Consider the following 16,420-nt stretch of genomic DNA (forward strand, 5'->3'; position numbering starts at 1 on the left):
CGAGCCGCCGGGTCGCCGGATCGCCGGGGTGTGCCGGGGTGCTCAGACCCGGCGGGCGCAGCCCACCGGCACCGCGCCGCCGAGCTGGACGTAGAGGGCCGTGGAGGCCGGGCAGGAAGACCGTTTCCGCACCGCCTCGACCACCTTGAACTGCGGCTTCTCCTTGCCCGTCGCGGCGCAGGCGGTCTCCCGGACCCGGTCCTTGCCGTCCCCGCGCACACAGTCGCCGACGATCGTGCGCGGCCCCCCGCCCTGCCCGGGATCGCCCGGGTGCGGGGGCTCCAGGTTGCGCATGCAGGCGTAACCCCGCGGGATCGCGCCGCCGTCGCCCGGGGTCGGGTCCTGCGCGTTGATGTGCAGCACGAAGTCGGTGGTCGCCGAGCACGCCGGCCCCCCGCTCGCGGCTCCGTCGTAGCGCGCCACGACCCGTGCCGCCGCCCGCTCGCTGGTGCAGGGCACCTCCGTGAAGCTCGTCGTACCGAAGGAACTGCACTCGTCGACGGCGAGGAACCGCGCGCCGTAGCCCGGGGACGCCTGCGCCGCGGACGAGGGCCTGGCGCCGCCCAGCTGTCCGTCGCCGTCGCCCGCCGACGAACCCTCGCAGCCCGCCAGCAGGGCGCACAGCAGCACCGGCAAGGCGCGTCTCACGCCCGCGCCGCGTCCTCCACGCATCGTGCACCCCCCTGCACCCCGCCCAGCGTGGCCCGCGACGGCGGGCGCACGCCAGAGATCCCGGAGGCTTTGCGCCAGTTGGCGGTGGCGGCGGGGGTGCGCGGCGTACCGCTAGTACGTCAGTCCGTACCCGACGGGATACAGCACCTGCGCCGGGTCGTCCGCGCGCGCCACGTCCACCGGCAGCCGCCCGCGCGGCGCGACCCGCCCGGCGATCACGCGCGCGGCGGCGCCCAGTTCGACGTCGGTCCACGAGTAGGACGCGAGGACGGCCGGGACGCCCGGCAGCTGGGCGACGTCGTAGGGGTTCCTGACCGCGAGCGCGACGACCGGCCGGCCGGTGCCGACCAGCCGCTGGACCAGGGTCTGCTGCGCGCTGCCCGCGGTGACGTTGTACGTCGCCACGACCACCGCGTCCGCCCCGCCCGCCGCCGTGACCGCCGCGTCGATCGCCGCCGCGGCGGGCGCCGTGCCGGTGGACAGCGCCGTGGCCGTGAAGCCGAGGCGGGTGAGCGCGGCCGCGAGGACACCGGTCGGCGGCCCGGTGGTGCCCGAGGGGGAGGCCGGGTCGGCGCCCACGACCAGCACCCTGCGGTGGCTGCGGCGCGACAGCGGCAGCAGCCGGCCCTCGTTGACCAGCAGCGTGGTGGTCCGCTCCGCGATGCGGTCGGCGGCGGCCAGATGCGCGGGCGTGCCCACCACCCGGTCGACGCGGTCGGTCGCGGCGTAGGGGTCGTCGAGCAGGCCGAGCCGGGACTTGAGCCGCAGGACGCGCAGGAGCGACTCGTCGAGCCGGGCCTCGGTCAGCTCGCCCCCGCGCACCGCGTTGAGCACCGCGTTCCAGGCCACGTCCAGGGACGGCGGGTCCAGGAGCTGGTCCACGCCCGCCTTCAGGGCGAGCACCGGCACCCGGTCGTCGCCGTACTTCGTGCGCACGCCCTGCATCTGGAGCGAGTCGGTGACCACGACGCCGTCGTAGCCGAGCTCCTCGCGCAGGATGCCGGTGAGGATCGGACGGGAGAGGGTGGCCGGGTCGCCGGAGTCGTCGAGCGCCGGGACCATGATGTGCGCGGTCATGATGCAGTCGATGCCGGCCGCGACCGCCGCCCGGAACGGCACCGCGTCCAGCTTCTCCCACAGCTCGCGGCTGTGCGTGATCACCGGGAAGCCGTAGTGGCTGTCGACCGCGGTGTCGCCGTGCCCCGGGAAGTGCTTGGCGGTCGCGGCGACCCGCGAGGACCGGTAGCCCTGCACCTCGGCGGCGACCAGGGCGGCCACCGCGGCCGGGTCGGCGCCGAAGGAGCGCACGCCGATGACGGGGTTGGCCGGGTTGACGTTCACGTCGGCGTCGGGGGAGTAGTCCTGGTTGATGCCGATCGCGCGCAGCTCGGCGCCGGAGATCCGGCCGAGGGTGCGGGCGTCCGCCCGCGAGCCGCCCGCGCCGATCGCCATGGCCCCCGGGAAGAGGGTGGCCGGCTTGCCCACGCGGCACACGATGCCGTGCTCCTGGTCGGTGGTGACCAGGACGGGCAGGCCGCGGGGCTGCGCGAGGGACGCCCGCTGGAGGCCGTTGGACAGCTCGGCGATCTGGTGCGGGTTCTTGGTGTTGTTGGCCCAGGTGAAGTAGATGAAGCCGCCGACCCGGTACTTCGCGACCAGTTCGGCGGCCGTGCGGACGCCGAGCTCCTTGAGGTTGGCGTCGATGTCGGCCTGGTCGGGGGCGGTGGCGGAGGCTCCGTAGACCCGGGTCACGAACAGCTGGCCGACCTTCTCCTGAAGCGTCATGCCGGAGACGATCGCGCGCAGCCGCCGCTCGGTCGCGGCGGCGGGCGCCGCGGCGGCGTGCGCGGTGCCGCCGACGGTCATCGCGGCGCCGGCCCCGGCGGTCGCGGCGAGCACGGCCCGTCTGGAGGGCCCGCCGCCGGTCCCGCCCCCTCGGCCCGCTCCGCCTTCTCTGCTTCCTCTGCTTCCTCTGCTTCCCGTGCTGGTGTCGGGCACGTGCGCTCCTTCCGCAGGAGGTCCGCGAAACGCTGAAGGAAACTTACGAGGAGTCAGCAATATCCGGGAAGTTTCTGCCAGTCAAGGGAGCGCGCAGCGGCCGTCGCGGGAAGAGGGGCCGCCATCGGCGCTGTTGGAGGGGGGCGCGCCGATGGCGGCATGTCGCCGGCCGCAGGCGGAGGAGAGGGTTGGTCAGCGATCGCAGCCAGCAGCGAAGCCGACGCCGCTCTGCGGTGACTCATCCGGCAACTCGCCGCTTTGACGCCCGAACCCCGGGCCGGGTTCCCGGAATCGGCGCGAAACGCGGAAATGGTGGGGGAGGGGTGAATGCTCCTGATGTGACGTCAATCGGGACCCCCGTTCGGCCCAGGTCCCGGAACACCCGCCCGCGTCCCCAGCGCGTCGGCCGTCCGCACGAGCTGGTCCCGTACGGCGGTCAGCACCGGGTCGCCCTCCGCGCCCGCCCGCACGGCCGCGAAGACATTCCGGGACGGCGGCCCGCCCGCCAGCGGCGGCAGCGCGAGACGCCGGTGTGCGTACACCTCCCGCACCAGCCGCGGGACCAGCGCCACCCCCTGCCCCGCCTCCACCAGCGCCGCGAGGGCCGCCCAGTCGTCCACCGCGTGCCGTACGTCGGGCGTGAAGCCGGCCGCCGCGCACACCGACCGCGCCACCGCGCCGCAGCAGCCGGCCGCGGACCCCACGATCCAGGCGTCCCGGGCCAGTTCCCGCAGCGCCACCCGGTCCCGGCCCGCCAGCGGATGCCCGGCGGGCAGCACCAGGTCCAGCACGTCGGTCAGCAGGTCGACCCGGTCGTAGCGGGTGTCGGTGTGCGGCGGCGCGGCCGCGAAGTCCACCGCCACCACCAGGTCGACCTGGCCCGCGTCGAGCGCGGTGAACACGTCGGGCGGCTCGGCCTCCACCACGTCCACCCGCACCCCCGGCAGGCTCTCGCCCAGCGCCCGCAGCGCCCCCGGCAGCAGCCCGAGGATCCCGCTGGAGAAACAGCCGATGGTCACCGCACCGCGCCCGCCCCGCCCGTACGCCGCCAGGTCCGCCCGCGCCCGCTCCAGCTGGGCCGCGATCAGGTCGGCGTGGGCCAGCAGGACCCGCGCCTGGCCGGTCAGCCGCACGCCCCGGCCGTCCCGTTCGGTGAGCGGCGCGCCGGCCTCGCGGGCGAGCGCCGCGAGCTGCTGGGAGACCGCGGAGGGGGTCAGATGCAGGGCCTCGGCGGTCCGCGCGAGGCTCCCGCGGCGCCGCAGCTCCCGCAGCACGGCGAGCCGGCGCGGATCGAGAGTGAAGGGCACGCTTAACGGTTCCACCGGAAAAGATTAACTGGACCTGGATCCCGGCGATCGGAAACCATCGACGCCATGAGCGCCTTCCTGATCCTGCACGGCTGGCAGAACCACCGCCCCGCCGGACACTGGCAGCACTGGCTCGCCGGCCGCCTCACCGCACTCGGGCACCACGTCACCTACCCGCAGCTGCCCGACCCCGACGACCCGGACCTGGAGGTGTGGCTGGCCGAGCTCACCCGGCACCTGGGCGAGCTGCCCGGCCCCGCCGCCGACCAGGTGGTGCTCGCCCACAGCGCCTCCGCGGTGCTGTGGCTGCACGCGGCCGCGCGCGGGCTCGACGGTCTCGCGGTCGGCCGCGTCCTGCTCGTCGCCCCGCCGTCCGGCCCGGTCCTCGCGCTACACCCGGAGGTCGCCGGGTTCGCGCCGCCTCTGTCGGCCGGTCTGTCGCTGCCCGGCCCGACCCGTCTCGTCGCCGGGGACGACGACCCCTACTGCCCCGAGGGCGCCGCCACCGTCTTCGGAGCGCCCCTGGGCATCCCCACCGACCTCCTCCCCGGCGCGGCCCACCTGGACCTCGACGCGGGCTACGGCCCCTGGCCCGCCGTACTGGAGTGGTGCCTGGCGGGGTCCGTCCCGCTCAGGCCTCGGCCGGCTCCGGTGCGCTAGCGCGCAGTTCGGGCGTTCCTGCGGCCACCGCCGCGACCGCGAGGACGCACAGCACCCCGCCCGTGACCAGGGCCGTCGTGCCCGAACTCCGGGCGGCCAGCAGGCCGGCGCGCAGATTGCCCGCGTCCGGTCCGGCCTGGCCGACGATCTGCTCGGCCGCCGTCACCCGGCCCAGCAGAGCGTCCGGAGTGCGGGTCTGCACCAGGGTGCTGCGGGAGATCACGGCGACGGCGTCGGCCGCCCCGGCGACCGCCAGCAGGGCGAGGCCCGCCCAGGCGGTGCCGGCCAGCCCGAACAGCGCCAGCGCTCCGCCCCAGGTCGCCGAGGCGCACAGCATCACCCGCCCCGGTCGGCCCAGCCGGGTCAGCGAGCCGGACAGCCCGGCCGCCGCCGTGCCGCCGACGCCCATCGCGGTCAGGAACAGGCCGAGCGTGCGCGGGTCGCCGCCGAACCGCTCGGCGTTGACCAGCGGGAACAGGCTCGTCGGGAACGACAGCACGGTGACGGCCAGATCCGTGACCAGCGCCCCGCGCACCGCCCGGTGCCCGACCAGGAAGCGCAGCCCGTCGAGCACACCGCCAAGACCCGGGCGGGACGGCTCGCCCTCGGGCGGCAGCGGAGGCAGGCCGAAGGCGCCGTAGAACGAGAGACCGAAGGACAGCGCGTCGAGCAGATAGCAGGCGCCCATGCCGAGCCAGCCGAGCACCAGGCCCGCCAGCGCCGGACCGGCCAGCATCATCGCCTGCCAGGCCACCTGGTTCAGGGCGAGGCCCGCGGCCACCTGGTCCTTGGGCAGCAGCCGGGGGATGAACACGCCCGCCGCCGGGGCGCCCACGGCGCCGCACGCGGACTGCGCGGCGACCAGCGCGAGCACCGCCACGACCGGCACATGACCGGTGAACCCCTGCACCGCGAGCAGCGCCGAGCAGAGGGCCTGCCCGACCGTGGCGCCGAGATAGACCCGGCGCCGGTCGCCCCGGTCGACCCAGGCCCCCGCGAACAGGCCGACACCGACCAGCGGGACGGCCTGAGCCACGCCGACGGCGCCGCTCCAGACCGTGCTGCCGGTCATGTGCCACACCTGGTACATGACGGTCACCATGGTCATGAAGCCACCGAGCACGGACACCGTCCGCCCGATCAGCAGCCGCCGGTAGACGGGCGAGGTGCGCAGCGGCCGGGTGTCGAGGAGGGTGCGGGCCATGCTCATGAGGGCGTGCCGGGACCCGGCGGGAGAAGGGGATGCATGGCGCGGAGAGTAACCGCACGGCCCTGACCTGCGCCAACCGTTATCCGACGGCCCGGACCGGCCCGGCCGGCCCGGGTGCGCGACGGCGGCCGGGACCCTCACCGAGGGCCGGTCCCCCGCCCGCGGTCCGAGCCGCCCGCAGGGCCTCGGGCCGAGTCGTTGAGCAGCCGCCCGCGGGGCCTCGGGCCGAGTCGTTGAGCAGCCGCCCGCAGGGCCTCAGGCCGAGTCGTTGAGCAGCCGCCCGCAGGGCCTCAGGCCGAGTCGTTGAGCAGCCGTCCCAGATGCTCCCGCCCCGCGTCCAGCAGGTCCGGCAGCGGCGGGACGGACGCGTACCACCGCTTCTCGTACTCCCAGCACAGCCAGCCGTCCCAGCCGTGCCGGGAGAGCACCTCGACGGTGTCGGCGAGCGGCAGCACCCCGGCGCCGAGCGGCACCGGCGTGGTGTCGTCGGCGGAGGCGATGTCCTTGACCTGCACATAGCCGAGGTACGGCGCGAGGGCGGCGTAGGTCTGCGACGGCTGCTCGCCGCCCCGCCAGGCCGCCATCACGTCCCACAGGGCGCCGACCCCGCGGTGCCCGACAGGTCCGAGGGCACGGATCGCGGCGGCGCCGGTGGGGTGCGAGTCGTGGGTCTCCAGGAGCACCCGCACGCCGAGCGCCGTGGCGTCCTCGGCGGCCGTGCCCAGCCGCCGGGCCGCGACGGCGTCCGCCTCGGCCGGGTCCTGGCCGTCGGCGGCCCCCGGGAACACCCGCACGAAGGACGCGTCCAGGTCGCGGGCCAGCTCCAGCAGGGCGCGGATCTCGTCGAGCACGGGTCCGTCGTCGCCGGGCGCCGCGACCCGGGCGTACCCCGCGAGCCCGAGCACCTCGATCCCGGCGCCCTTGAACGCGGCGGCGAGGTCGGCCCGTTCACCCGGTGGCAGACCGGGGTGGACGGGTTCCTCCGGGTGGGCGCGGAGTTCGACACCGTGATAGCCGTGCCGGGCGGCGAGCCGGATCACGTCCGGCATGGGCAGACCGGGCACACCGAGGGTGGAGAAGGCCAGCTTCATGCCTCGGACCTTACTGCCGCGGCCCCGCCCCCGGTCACTCGCGCGCGCCGTGCAGATCCAGCCGCCAGTCCTGCCCGACCAGGTCCTTGCCGAAGGAGCGGTGCGGTGTCTCGGCGCCGAGGACGAAGCCGTGGCGCCGGTAGAGGTGCCGGGCGGCGGAGAGGACGTCGTTGGTCCACAGCACCAGGTCGCGGTAGCCGACCTCGCGGGCGAAGGAGATCACGGCCGCCACGAGCCGGTCGCCGATGCGCAGCCCGCGCGCCTCCGGCTCGACCAGCAGCAGCCGCAGCCGCGCGGTGCCGGGCGCCTCGTCGCGCACGCACATCACGCACCCCACCGGCCTGCCGTCCAGCTCGGCGATCCACACCCGTTCCAGATGCGGGTCGTGGTCCTCGGCGAAGTCGGCGACGATCCGGGCGACGAGGCCCTCGTAGTCGGTGTTCCAGCCGTACTCGGCGGCGTACACGGCGGCGTTGCGCTGCACGATCCAGCCCAGGTCGCCGGCGGCGGGCTCGCGCAGCACGACGTCCTCGGGCCGGGGGCCCGGCCCGCCGGACAGCAGCGTGCGCACGGTCCGCAGGGCCTCCGCGAGCCGGGGCCGGTCGGCGGGCGCCACGGTCTCCAGCAGCGAACCGACGCTGTCCCGCGCCCGCTCCTCCAGCAGGGCGGCGGTCTCCCGCCCGCGCGCGGTCAGGCCGATCCGCCGCCGCCGCGGATCCTCCTCGGACGGCGCCCGCACGACGAGCCCGTCCTTCTCGAACTTGCTGAGGATGCGGCTCAGATACCCCGCGTCCAGCGAGAGCCCGGCCCGCAGGTCGGCCGCGTCGGTCCGCGCCGCGTGGGCGAGCTCGTACAGCACCCGCGACTCGGTGAGCGTGTAGGGCGCGTAGAGCTGCCGCCCGTAGTCGAGCGCCCCGATGACGTTGGTGTAGAAGCGGTTGAAGGCCCGAATGTCCTGAACGGTCATGGTCCGCCCCCGGCGAAGACAGTTGACTCAGTCAGAGATACCTGCCGAAGAGGCTAGCCTCGCGCCTTCGTCCCGTCCACGGGGCCCACTCCGCCGGTCCGCCCCCGTCCCCGTCACTTCCCGCAGCGCCGTCCGAGACCCCCCGGCCCGTCCCCGTCACTTCCCGCAGCGCCGTCCGAGGCACCTCCAGCCCGTCCGGCGATTGAGGACGAGGCCGTCCAGGCCGAAGGCAGGGGCGTGGGGGCGGCAGCCCCCGCACCCGAGCCCCCACCCACCTCACCTCACCGCCGCGGAACCCCGGAGGACCCCCGCACCATGAGTTCCCCGCGAACCGTCGCCATCCCCCCGGGCGGCGCCTCCTCCCGCCCCATCGCGATCCGCCCGGCACGGGCCCCCGCCTCGGCCAGCGGCAGCCGGACCGTCGTCAGCGAGGGCACCGCGTCCACGCTGAACGGCAGATCGTCGAAGCCCGCCACCGACACGTCGTCGGGAACCCGCAGCCCCGACTCCCGCAGCGCGGCACACGCCCCCAGCGCGACGGAGTCGTTCGCCGCGACGACCGCCGTCAGCGACGGATCCCGGCGCAGCAGCTCCAGCGTGGCCTCGTACCCGGAGCGCCGGTCGTAGCGCCCGTGGACCGTCCGCCGCGGGTCGTCCTCGATGCCCTGCGCGGCCAGCGCGGCCCGGTGGCCCTCCAGCCGGTGCCGGGTCGTGGTGCGCTCCTCGGGGCCCGCTATGTAGCCGAGCCGCCGGTGGCCGAGCCCGAGCAGATGCTCCGTCAGCTGCCGCGCCCCGCCCCGGTTGTCGAAGGCGAGCGCGATCGCCGGCGTGTCCACGACCGGCGGCCGCCCGCACAGCACCACCCGCGTCCCGGCCTCCGCGAGCTTGCGCAGCTTCGTGGCGACCGCCGCCGCGTGCGGCGCGTTCTCCACGGCCCCGCCGGTGAGCACCACGGCCGCGGCCCGCTGCCGCTGGAGCAGGGTGAGATAGGTCAGCTCCCGCTCCGGCAGGCCCCCGGTGTTGCAGACGACGGCCAGCCGCTCGCCCCCGGCGCGTCCGCCCGTCCCGCCGATCTCCGCCTGGATCGCGCTCGCCATGATCCCGAAGAACGGGTCGGCGATGTCGTGGACGAGGATGCCGACCAGGTCGGAGGTGGCGGCGGCGAGCGCGCTCGCGGGGCCGTTGAGGACGTAGTCCAGCTCGTCGACGGCCCGCAGCACCCGCTCGCGGGTGGAGGCGGCGACCGGGTAGTTGCCGTTGAGCACGCGCGACACCGTCGCGGGCGAGACCTGGGCGCGGGCAGCCACGTCCGCCAGGGTCACCGTCATGTTGTCGTCCTCCGGTCGCGCATGTCGTCGTACGCCGTCGTACCAGACCGCCGCGGACCCGTCCCGGTTCCCGCGGCGCCCCCCTGGCGCGTTCCTGCAGACCATAAGGCCAATATCCCGAGTTGTTCGCCCCCTCGAACGACTCGGCCTTGTCACGGTCTTGTACAGAAATGGGATGAGCGGATAGCGTCGACGGATATAGAAAGCGCTTGCTGCTCGGGATGCCCGGCCGTGCCGGGGGCTCCGCGGACGTTAAGGGGACGCAGTGAAACGCAAGACGGTGCGTATCGCCATGAACGGTGTGACCGGGCGGATGGGTCACCGACAGCACCTCGTCCGCTCGATCCTCGCCCTGCGCGAACAGGGCGGACTCGAGCTCGGTGGCGGCACCGTGCTGTGGCCGGAGCCGGTCCTGGTGGGTCGCCGCGCGTCCGCCCTGGCGGCGCTCGCCGAACGCCACGGCCTGGAACACGTCTCGACCGACCTCGACGCGGTCCTCGCCGACCCCACCGTGGAGATCTACTTCGACGCCCAGGTGACCGCCGCCCGCGAGGACGCGCTCCGCCGGGCGATCGTCGCGGGCAAGCACGTCTACACCGAGAAGCCCACCGCCACCGGCCTGGACGGGGCCCTCGCACTCGCCCGGCTCGCGCGCGACAAGGGTGTCCGGCACGGCGTCGTACAGGACAAGATCTTCCTGCCCGGCCTGCTCAAGCTGAAGCGGCTGGTCGACGGCGGCTTCTTCGGCCGGATCCTCTCCGTCCGCGGCGAGTTCGGCTACTGGGTCTTCGAGGGCGACTGGCAGAGCGCCCAGCGGCCGTCGTGGAACTACCGTGCCGAGGACGGCGGCGGCATCGTCGCCGACATGTTCCCGCACTGGGAGTACGTCCTGCACGAGCTGTTCGGCCGGGTCACCTCCGTGCAGGCGCTCGCCACCACCCACCTGCCGCAGCGCTGGGACGAGCGCGGCAAGCCCTACGACGCCACCGCCGACGACGCCGCCTACGGCGTCTTCGAACTGGCCGGCGGCGCGATCGCGCAGATCAACTCCTCCTGGGCGGTCCGCGTCCACCGCGACGAACTCGTCGAGTTCCAGGTCGACGGCACCGAGGGCTCCGCAGTCGCCGGGCTGCGCGGCTGCCGCGTCCAGCACCGCTCCACCACCCCCAAGCCGGTGTGGGACCCCGACGTGCCGGCCGGCCACGCCTTCCGCGAGCAGTGGCAGGAGGTCCCAGACAACACCGTGTTCGACAACGGGTTCAAGGCCCAGTGGGAGCTGTTCCTGCGGCACGTCTACGCCGACGCCCCCTACCACTGGGACCTGCTGGCCGGCGCCCGCGGCGTCCAGCTCGCCGAACTGGCCCTGCGCTCCTCGGCCGAGGGCCGCCGCATCGACGTACCGGAGATCGCGCTGTGACCCTGCGACTGCCCGGCCCGGACGGCGGGACGCGGCTCTACGAACCCCGCGCCGAGCCCCTCGACCTCACCCCCGGCGCCCCCTTCACCAGCCGTACGGTCCTCGCGGCGGCGCATGTCGTGGCCGACCCGCTCGCCGCGGCCGGACCCGGCCTGCCCGCCGCGGTCGACTGGGACGCCACCCTCGCCTTCCGCCGCCATCTGTGGGCCCACGGGCTCGGGGTCGCCGAGGCCATGGACACCGCCCAGCGTGGCATGGGCCTGGACTGGGCGGGCGCGGCCGAACTGATCCGCCGCAGCAGCGCGGAGGCGCGGGCGGCCGGCGGCCGGATCGCGTGCGGCGCGGGCACCGACCAGCTCGACCGCGGCACCCTCGCCGAGGTCCGCGCCGCCTACGAGGAACAGCTCGCCCTCGTCGAGGAGTGCGGCGCCCAGCCGGTCCTGATGGCCTCCCGCGCGCTGGCGGCGGCGGCCGACGGGCCCGACGACTACCGGGAGATCTACGGGCGGCTGCTGCGCCAGTCCGCCCGGCCGGTGATCCTGCACTGGCTCGGCCCGATGTTCGACCCCGCCCTGGCGGGCTACTGGGGCTCGGCCGACCTCGACACGGCGACGGAGGTGTTCCTCGACGTCGTCGCGGACCACCCCGGCAAGGTCGACGGGGTCAAGATCTCCCTGCTCGACGCCCGGCGCGAGAAGGACCTGCGCCGTCGCCTGCCGGCGGGCGTGCGCTGCTACACCGGCGACGACTTCCACTACCCCGAGCTGATCGAGGGCGACGGACTCGGCTTCAGCCACGCCCTGCTCGGTGTCCTCGACCCGCTGGGACCGTCGGCGGCCCGGGCGCTACGGCGGCTCGACGCGGGCGACGGGCCCGGCTTCCGCGCCCTGCTGGACCCGACCGTCCCGCTGGCCCGGCACCTCTTCGAGACCCCGACCCGCTTCTACAAGACGGGGGTCGTCCTGCTCGCCTGGCTGGCCGGACACCAGGAGCACTTCACGATGGTCGGCGGCCTCCAGTCGGCCCGTTCCCTCCCGCACCTCGCCCGCGCCTACGAACTCGCGGACGGTCTCGGCCTGTTCCCGGACCCGAAGCAGGCAGAGCACCGGATGCGGACCCTCCTCGCGCTGCACGGAGTGACCCAGTGACCGACCCGCTCACCCGGCCCATCGCCGACCGGACCGCCGACCCGCTCGCCCGGCCCACCGCGGACCGGGCCTTCGACCCGCTCACCCGCCTGTCCGTCAACCAGATGACCGTCAAGCAGCTGACCCTTCCCGAACTCGCCGACAACTGCGTCGAGTTCGGGGTGCCCGGGGTCGGCCTGTGGCGCGAACCGGTCCGGTCCTACGGCGTCCCGGCCGCGGCCCGGCTCATGCGCGACGCCGGGCTCACCGTCACCACGCTGTGCCGCGGCGGCTTCCTGACCGCGCTCGCACCGGGCGAGCGGGCCGCCGCCCTGGACGACAACCGCCGCGCGGTCGACGAGGCGGCCGCCCTCGGCACCACCACCCTCGTGCTGGTCTCCGGCGGGCTCCCGGCGGGCTCGAAGGACCTGCACGGGGCGCGCGAGCGGATCGCCGACGCGCTGGCCGAACTGGGGCCGTACGCCGAGGAGCGCGGGGTGCGCCTCGCCCTGGAGCCGCTGCACCCGATGTTCGCCGCCGACCGCTGCGTGGTCTCCACCCTGGCGCAGGCCCTGGACCTCGCGGAACGCTTCCCGGCGGAGCAGGTCGGCGTCACGGTCGACACGTACCACATCTGGTGGGACGACCGGGCGCCGGAGCAGATCGCCCGCGCGGGCGCGGGCGGCCGCCTGCTCGCCTTCCAACTCGCCGACTGGATCACGCCCTTGCCGCACGGCGTGCTCAACGGCCGCGGCCCGCTCGGCGACGGCGCGATCGATCTGCGGGCCTGGCGGGCCCTGGCGGAGGCCGCGGGACACACCGGCCTCATCGAGGTCGAGCTCTTCAACGAGGACCTGTGGGCCCGCCCCGGGCGCGAGCTGTTCGCCGACACGGTCCGCCGGTTCGCCGCCCACGTCTTCGACTGATCCCGGCCCCGCGGCACCGGAAAAATCTTGGAATCGCCGTGCAACCCTTTCCCGACCTCGCGGGTCGTACGTGGCATCAGGACCTTTGGAGGGGGATCCGGGGGGATCGCGGGGGTTCTGATGTGGAGGGGAAGAGCCGAGGGGGTCCGACCGACGGGTGGGACCCCCTCGAAGCTGTCCGCCCTCAGCTGCGCGCGGCCGCCACGTCCCGCGCCGTCGGGAACGACGCCTGCGCACCCCTGCGGGTGACCGTCGCCGCACCCACCCGGGCCGCGTAGGCCGCCGCCTCGACGAGAGGCTCGCCCCGGCTCAGCCGCCAGGCCAGCGCCGCGGTGAACGCGTCGCCCGCGCCCGTCGTGTCCACCGGTGTCACGTCGAGCGCCGGGACGTGCGCGACGCCGTCCCTCGACGCCACCAGCGCGCCCCGCGCGCCCAGCGTCACCACCACCGCGCGCGGGCCCTTGGCCAGCAGGATCCGCGCCCAGTCCGCGGGGTCCTCGCCCACCCGGGACCCGCCCAGGAGCACCCGGGCCTCGTGCTCGTTGACGATCAGCGGGTCGCAGGCGGCCAGCACCTCGGCGGGCAGCGCCCGGGGCGGCGACGCGTTCAGCACGAAACGCGTCTCGGGCGGCAGCGCCCGTACGACGTCCACGACCGTCTCCAGCGGGATCTCCAGCTGCGCCGACACCACCCGGGAGGCATGGAACAGGCTGGTCGCGGCGCGCGCGTCGGCCGGTGTCAGCAGGCCGTTCGCGCCCGGCGACACCACGATCGCGTTGTCCCCGCCGGAGTCCACGGTGATCAGCGCGACCCCGGTCGGCGCCCCGCCCACCAGTACGCCCACCGTGTCCACGCCCGCGCCGCGCAGCGAGTCCAGCAGCAGCCGGCCGTGCGCGTCGTCGCCGACCCGGGCCAGCAGCGCGGTGCGCGCGCCGAGCCGGGCCGCGGCCACCGCCTGGTTGGCGCCCTTGCCGCCGGGGTGCACGGCCAGGTCGGAGCCGAGCACCGTCTCGCCCGGGTCCGGCCGCCGTTCCACACCGATCACCAGGTCGGCGTTGGCCGAACCCACGACCAGGAGGTCGTAGCCGTACATGCATCGACTCCCGGGAAGAAGGCCCGCGCACGGGTGTTCGGGCGGTCCCCGCATCCTGCCAACTCCCGGGCGGGTCGCGCAGCACGGTTTCCGGGTCGGGTCGGGGGCGGGGCGGGATCGGGGTCCGGGCGGGGCGGGATCGGGTCCGGGTCGGGTCCGGGTCGGGTCCGGGATGTCCGACCCCACCGGTACCGTCGAGCCATGTCCAACCAGGCGGTGGTCGAAGGGGTCCTCGAACGCATCACGTACGCGAACGAGGAGAACGGCTATACGGTCGCCCGCGTCGACACCGGCCGGGGGGCGGGCGACCTCCTCACCGTGGTCGGCGCGCTGCTCGGCGCCCAGGTCGGCGAGTCGCTGCGGATGGAGGGCCGCTGGGGCTCCCACCCGCAGTACGGCAAGCAGTTCACGGTGGAGAACTACACGACGGTCCTGCCGGCCACGGTCCAGGGCATCCGCCGCTACCTCGGCTCCGGCCTGGTCAAGGGCATCGGCCCGGTCTTCGCCGACCGCATCACCCGGCACTTCGGCGTCGACACCCTCAGGATCATCGAGGAGGAGCCGAAGCGGCTGATCGAGGTGCCCGGGCTCGGCCCCAAGCGCACCCGGAAGATCGCCGACGCCTGGGAGGAGCAGAAGGCGATCAAGGAGGTCATGCTCTTCCTCCAGAGCGTCGAGGTCTCCACGTCGATCGCCGTCCGCATCTACAAGAAGTACGGCGACGCGTCGATCTCGGTGGTGAAGAACCAGCCCTACCGCCTCGCCGCCGACGTCTGGGGCATCGGCTTCCTCACCGCCGACCGGATCGCCCAGTCCGTCGGCATCCCGCACGACAGCCCCGAACGAGTGAAGGCGGGCCTGCAGTACGCGCTGTCCCAGTCCGCCGACCAGGGCCACTGCTATCTGCCCGAGGAACGGCTGATCGCCGACGCCGTGAAGCTGCTGCAGGTCGACACCGGGCTGGTCATCGAGTGCCTGGACGAGCTGGCCCGGGTCCCCGAGGACGGCGGCGACCCGGGGGTCGTACGGGAGAAGGTGCCGGACCCGGACGGCGGCCCCGATCCGGTCACCGCCGTCTACCTGGTCCCCTTCCACCGCGCGGAACTCTCCCTCGCCGCCCAGCTGCTGCGCCTGCTGCGCACCGACGAGGACCGGATGCCCGGCTTCCGTGACGTCGTCTGGGACAAGGCGCTGAGCTGGCTGAAGGGGCGTACGGGCACCGAGCTCGCGCCCGAGCAGGAGGCGGCCGTACGGCTGGCGCTGACCCGGAGGGTCGCGGTCCTCACCGGCGGACCGGGCTGCGGCAAGTCCTTCACCGTCCGCTCGATCGTGGAGCTGGCCCGCGCCAGGCAGGCCAAGGTCGTGCTGGCCGCGCCCACCGGCCGCGCCGCCAAGCGCCTCGCGGAGCTGACCGGCGCGGAGGCGTCCACCGTGCACCGCCTGCTGGAGCTGAAGCCCGGCGGCGACGCGGCCTACGACCGGGACCGGCCGCTCGACGCCGACCTGGTGGTGGTCGACGAGGCGTCCATGCTGGATCTGCTGCTCGCCAACAAGCTGGTGAAGGCGGTCCCGCCCGGCGCCCATCTGCTGTTCGTCGGCGACGTGGACCAGCTGCCCAGCGTCGGCGCCGGGGAGGTGCTGCGCGATCTGCTCGCCGACGGCAGCCCGATCCCGGCCGTGCGGCTGACGCGGGTGTTCCGCCAGGCCCAGCAGTCCGGCGTGGTGACCAACGCGCACCGCATCAACGCCGGGCAGCACCCGATCACCGACGGCATGAAGGACTTCTTCCTGTTCGTGGAGGAGGACACCGAGGAGGCCGGGCGGCTCACGGTCGACGTGGCGGCCCGGCGGATCCCGGCCCGGTTCGGGCTCGACCCGCGCCGGGACGTGCAGGTCCTCGCCCCGATGCACCGCGGCCCGGCCGGCGCGGGCACCCTCAACGGCCTGCTCCAGCAGGCCGTCACCCCCGGCCGTCCCGAGCTGCCGGAGAAGCGGTTCGGCGGGCGGGTGTTCCGCGTCGGCGACAAGGTCACCCAGATCCGCAACAACTACGAGAAGGGCCAGAGCGGCGTCTTCAACGGCACCGTCGGTGTCGTCACCTCCCTCGACCCGGTGGAACAGCGCCTCACCGTGCTGACGGACGAGGACGAGGAGGTGCCGTACGAGTTCGACGAACTGGACGAACTGGCGCACGCTTACGCCGTGACCATTCACCGTTCCCAGGGGAGTGAATATCCCGCGGTGGTGATCCCCGTCACCACCGGCGCATGGATGATGCTCCAGCGGAACCTGCTGTACACGGCGGTCACACGGGCCAAGAAGCTTGTCGTGCTGGTCGGTTCGCGCAAGGCGATAGGCCAGGCGGTGCGCACGGTGTCGGCCGGACGGCGCTGCACGGCGCTCGACGTCAGGCTCATCACAAAAAATGATCGATCAAATGAGTCGTGAAGGTCACAGAGCCCTTCCAGAAGGGACGGCGACCGGGCAGGATGAGCAGGTTGGCGGCACTGAGTGCCGCCAATAGGCCCAATGGTCGACCCCGAGTGCACTCTCCTGCGCCAAATGGGGGATGGTAGAGACAGTCAGGGCACCTCGAAGATGAGGCACTACGTCGGTGAGGGAAG

At 74.5% G+C, this 16,420-nt stretch carries 13 protein-coding genes; 5 read left to right on the top strand and 8 right to left on the bottom strand.

Annotation, left to right across the window (positions count from 1 at the left end; genetic code table 11):
• Nucleotides 1–42 precede the first annotated feature (42 nt).
• From WN71_RS22315 to WN71_RS22325, 3 genes are all read right to left on the bottom strand, one after another.
• Nucleotides 43–672, bottom strand: coding sequence for a hypothetical protein (locus tag WN71_RS22315; RefSeq protein WP_046591162.1), 630 nt, complete (start codon nucleotides 670–672; stop codon nucleotides 43–45).
• Between the two features lie 111 nt (nucleotides 673–783).
• Nucleotides 784–2,670, bottom strand: a complete 1,887-nt coding sequence (locus WN71_RS22320; RefSeq protein WP_420856518.1) for a glycoside hydrolase family 3 protein — start codon at nucleotides 2,668–2,670, stop codon at nucleotides 784–786.
• 344 nt (nucleotides 2,671–3,014) lie between these two features.
• The gene (locus WN71_RS22325; RefSeq protein ID WP_240529716.1) at nucleotides 3,015–3,977 is read right to left on the bottom strand and encodes a LysR family transcriptional regulator; all 963 of its coding nucleotides are present in this window, start codon (nucleotides 3,975–3,977) and stop codon (nucleotides 3,015–3,017) included.
• 66 nt (nucleotides 3,978–4,043) lie between these two features.
• Here WN71_RS22325 and WN71_RS22330 point away from each other — a divergent pair, with 66 nt between their 5' ends.
• Nucleotides 4,044–4,637 carry an RBBP9/YdeN family alpha/beta hydrolase gene (locus WN71_RS22330; protein WP_046591160.1) on the top strand — a complete coding sequence of 198 codons (594 nt, stop codon included), beginning with the start codon at nucleotides 4,044–4,046 and terminating at the stop codon, nucleotides 4,635–4,637.
• Here the strand turns inward: WN71_RS22330 and WN71_RS22335 are convergent.
• The 4 genes from WN71_RS22335 to WN71_RS22350 all read right to left on the bottom strand — a co-directional run bounded on the left by WN71_RS22335 (nucleotide 4,609) and on the right by WN71_RS22350 (nucleotide 9,233).
• A complete protein-coding gene (locus WN71_RS22335; protein ID WP_046591159.1) occupies nucleotides 4,609–5,847 on the bottom strand; it encodes an MFS transporter in 1,239 nt (412 codons plus the stop codon). The two genes, WN71_RS22330 and WN71_RS22335, sit on opposite strands and share 29 nt — an antisense overlap.
• 290 nt (nucleotides 5,848–6,137) lie before the next feature.
• Entirely contained in the window at nucleotides 6,138–6,938 is an 801-nt protein-coding gene (locus tag WN71_RS22340) for a sugar phosphate isomerase/epimerase family protein (protein WP_046591158.1), read from the bottom strand.
• A gap of 34 nt (nucleotides 6,939–6,972) precedes the next feature.
• Nucleotides 6,973–7,905 carry a bifunctional helix-turn-helix transcriptional regulator/GNAT family N-acetyltransferase gene (locus WN71_RS22345; RefSeq protein ID WP_046591157.1) on the bottom strand — a complete coding sequence of 311 codons (933 nt, stop codon included), beginning with the start codon at nucleotides 7,903–7,905 and terminating at the stop codon, nucleotides 6,973–6,975.
• Between the two features lie 281 nt (nucleotides 7,906–8,186).
• Complete coding sequence (locus tag WN71_RS22350; RefSeq protein WP_046591156.1) at nucleotides 8,187–9,233, bottom strand: LacI family DNA-binding transcriptional regulator; 1,047 nt, start codon at nucleotides 9,231–9,233, stop codon at nucleotides 8,187–8,189.
• A gap of 265 nt (nucleotides 9,234–9,498) precedes the next feature.
• Between WN71_RS22350 and WN71_RS22355 the strand changes: the two genes are divergently transcribed.
• The 3 genes from WN71_RS22355 (at nucleotide 9,499) to WN71_RS22365 (ending at nucleotide 12,703) form a co-directional block, all read left to right on the top strand.
• The gene (locus WN71_RS22355; protein ID WP_046591155.1) at nucleotides 9,499–10,650 is read left to right on the top strand and encodes a Gfo/Idh/MocA family protein; all 1,152 of its coding nucleotides are present in this window, start codon (nucleotides 9,499–9,501) and stop codon (nucleotides 10,648–10,650) included.
• The gene (locus WN71_RS22360) at nucleotides 10,647–11,798 is read left to right on the top strand and encodes a dihydrodipicolinate synthase family protein (protein WP_046591154.1); all 1,152 of its coding nucleotides are present in this window, start codon (nucleotides 10,647–10,649) and stop codon (nucleotides 11,796–11,798) included. Before WN71_RS22355 ends, WN71_RS22360 begins: the two co-directional genes overlap by 4 nt.
• 104 nt (nucleotides 11,799–11,902) lie before the next feature.
• A complete protein-coding gene (locus tag WN71_RS22365; RefSeq protein WP_046591199.1) occupies nucleotides 11,903–12,703 on the top strand; it encodes a sugar phosphate isomerase/epimerase family protein in 801 nt (266 codons plus the stop codon).
• Nucleotides 12,704–12,887: 184 nt separating this feature from the next.
• On the opposite strand, the gene WN71_RS22370 is transcribed toward WN71_RS22365, so the two are convergent.
• Nucleotides 12,888–13,796, bottom strand: a complete 909-nt coding sequence (locus WN71_RS22370; protein ID WP_046591153.1) for a ribokinase — start codon at nucleotides 13,794–13,796, stop codon at nucleotides 12,888–12,890.
• A gap of 201 nt (nucleotides 13,797–13,997) precedes the next feature.
• On the opposite strand from WN71_RS22370, the gene recD2 reads away from it, so the two are divergent.
• On the top strand, nucleotides 13,998–16,244 hold the full coding sequence (gene recD2, locus WN71_RS22375; protein ID WP_046591152.1) for an SF1B family DNA helicase RecD2: 2,247 nt from the start codon (nucleotides 13,998–14,000) through the stop codon (nucleotides 16,242–16,244).
• The last annotated feature ends 176 nt before the right edge of the window (nucleotides 16,245–16,420 follow it).

Origin of the sequence: Streptomyces mangrovisoli (genome assembly GCF_000974985.2) — a bacterium.
Classification (GTDB): domain Bacteria; phylum Actinomycetota; class Actinomycetes; order Streptomycetales; family Streptomycetaceae; genus Streptomyces; species Streptomyces mangrovisoli.

Coding starts and splice junctions, on each gene's coding strand:
- WN71_RS22315 (WP_046591162.1), bottom strand. CDS start 672: ATGCGTGGAGGACGCGGCGCGGGCGTGAGACGCGCCTTGCCGGTGCTG.
- WN71_RS22330 (WP_046591160.1), top strand. CDS start 4,044: ATGAGCGCCTTCCTGATCCTGCACGGCTGGCAGAACCACCGCCCCGCC.
- WN71_RS22335 (WP_046591159.1), bottom strand. CDS start 5,847: ATGAGCATGGCCCGCACCCTCCTCGACACCCGGCCGCTGCGCACCTCG.
- WN71_RS22340 (WP_046591158.1), bottom strand. CDS start 6,938: ATGAAGCTGGCCTTCTCCACCCTCGGTGTGCCCGGTCTGCCCATGCCG.
- WN71_RS22345 (WP_046591157.1), bottom strand. CDS start 7,905: ATGACCGTTCAGGACATTCGGGCCTTCAACCGCTTCTACACCAACGTC.
- WN71_RS22350 (WP_046591156.1), bottom strand. CDS start 9,233: ATGACGGTGACCCTGGCGGACGTGGCTGCCCGCGCCCAGGTCTCGCCC.
- WN71_RS22365 (WP_046591199.1), top strand. CDS start 11,903: ATGACCGTCAAGCAGCTGACCCTTCCCGAACTCGCCGACAACTGCGTC.
- WN71_RS22370 (WP_046591153.1), bottom strand. CDS start 13,796: ATGTACGGCTACGACCTCCTGGTCGTGGGTTCGGCCAACGCCGACCTG.
- recD2 (WP_046591152.1), top strand. CDS start 13,998: ATGTCCAACCAGGCGGTGGTCGAAGGGGTCCTCGAACGCATCACGTAC.